This window comes from Acidovorax sp. SUPP2825, assembly GCF_030158995.1.
Taxonomy (GTDB): Bacteria; Pseudomonadota; Gammaproteobacteria; order Burkholderiales; family Burkholderiaceae_C; genus Paracidovorax.
On sequence record NZ_BQXK01000051.1, the window covers coordinates 1 to 2148 of the forward strand.

The 2148-nt window shown below is 59.6% G+C and carries 1 pseudogene; it reads right to left on the reverse strand.

What is annotated here, in order from left to right:
• Window positions 1–380 precede the first annotated feature (380 nt).
• Window positions 381–1435 (reverse strand): annotated as a pseudogene (locus AVAK2825_RS24595) (IS5 family transposase).
• Window positions 1436–2148: the final 713 nt, after the last annotated feature.

The following is a 2148-nucleotide window of genomic DNA, read 5'->3' on the forward strand; positions in this document are numbered from 1 at the left end:
TCTCCGAACAACTCAGTCATCCGTCTCACCTGCCAAGCCCGCAAGTATAGACCACTTTCCTCACCCCCGTAGGAGAAAGATGACAAAAAATTGTCATCAAACCCCTCCCCTCACTCCGGCCTCCAACACATTCACGAACTAAACAGCCCCCGGTCCGGTAGACAAACCACTGACCTGCCCCTATAGGGAACCTCTCAATACCCCGACTTTCAGCCAACAGGCGAACAAACGCCACTGTCGGCGCGATGCGACCTGATCCAGCCCTGCTTTCTCGTGCTGCAAGGCCATGCAAGATGGTTGATGCGGACCGCCCGGGGTCGCATTCGTCGCCCCCACACCGGGACCTTGGCGCCTGGATGCCCTGTTTCGGGGCCTCGCGCCTATGCATGGGCGTGTTTGTAGAACGGGTCCACGCCCTTGTGCAGGAACATCTCCAGCCGCTTGATGTTGTAGCAGGCCGCCATCATCGTCATCGCCACATCCGCCCGCGCCTGCCCTATGGTGCGGATGAACTTGCCCCCCCAAGGTGCCGTATGCCGGCGAACACGTGTTCGACCTTGGCACGCTTGCTGGCGATCTTGCGGTTGCGCCGCTTTTGGCATTCGCTCAAGGGTTTGTCTTTGCCTGCCCTGCGCTGCATGCCATCGCGCCAGCCCAATGCCTTGAGCATTTCCCGTCTGCGCTTGGACGGGTAGGCCTTGTCGGCGTACACATCCCGTCCGGTGTTGTCTTCGTCCAGCACTTCGTCGAAGTGGTGCCCATCGTGTTCGCTTGCCGTGCCGGTGGCGATCTTGCGGATGAAGCGGTGCTTGATGTCCACGCTCACGCTGAGCTTGTAGCCGTAGTGGCTCTTGCCGTGTTTCTTCGTGTGGGTGGCGTCCAGGTCCTTTTGCCTGCGCTTGGCTGCAATCCAATCAGGCTCCTTGCCTTGGGCCAAGCGCTCCCTGTATTGCTTGCCGATGTGCTGGCGCGGGGCTGGCACCAGGGTCGCATCAATGGCCTGTCCACCCCGGGCGATGTAGCCATGGCGTTGCTACTGGGTATCCACGCCCTGGAACAAGGCAGTGGCGCCGTCCACACCGATGCGCTGGGCGAAGCGCCAGAGGGTGTTGCGGTCCGGGATGTTCATGGCGTCCTGCAGCAGGCAAAAGCGCTGGTAGCTCATGCGGTCCAACAGTTGGTATTCCATCTGCTCGTCCGAGAGGTTTTACAAGCGCTTCAAGACCAGCACGCGCACCATCACTTCGGTCGGGTAGGCGGGGCGTCCGCCCTTGCGGACATCGCCTCGAGCCACCAGAGCGTCAACCAACGCAGCCAGTTCGGCGAAGTCGATGTACTGGGCGATGGTCTGCAGCGGGTCGCCCGCCTGGTCGATCTTGCGCTTGCGCGAGGCTTCGGCGAACAGGTCGAACTTCAGGGCGCTGCGGGGGGTGATCATGCGGGGGCAAGACAGGAGCGAAGGGCTCAGGGTGGAGTGGTGGGGTTTTGAGAGGTTCCCCGATGACTTGCTCGTCTGTGAATCTGCTCTTGCGCATCGCGCTTCCTCTCGGTTGCGCGGATTTTTCTATATTGCCTTGGTTCGGGTAGCGGGTTGCAGGCCAACCACACCGGACAGGCAGTACATGCGGACAAGGCTTAACGGAGCCGGTAAAGATGTCAGATGCTGAAATTGCTGGGAGTATTGGACGCGAAGCAGCACCGTGTGCAGCCAAGCCAGTTCTTGAGCGAGTGCCAAAAGAAGCGCAACCAGCTCATCATAAAGAAGCGGACCAAGTTGAACATGTGCTCACCGGCATCACTACCCAGGGGACAAGAGCGCCACGATGAGGATGCCGATGATTGTCTCCTGCTACAACATTAAGCACTCGGCCTTATTCCTGAATCGAGGTATGGATGCACTCTTCAGCCCGTCACTTGCAAGGTGAAGGTACGCCCGCAAACGGTAAAAGCCTGAGCCATCGGCGCCGCAAAGCCCCAGATGCAAGGTGCATAGATCGTGGAGGGCCTTATCGCAGAGTCAAAAGGGAACCTCTCAAAACCCATCCGGTCCCTTGTTGATCGAGAACGCGTGCTCCATCCTTTGCCATGATCACTCCCCGTAGCGCCCTGAAGTTCGACCTGTTCGCTGAGGCCTCGCGCCAACACAAG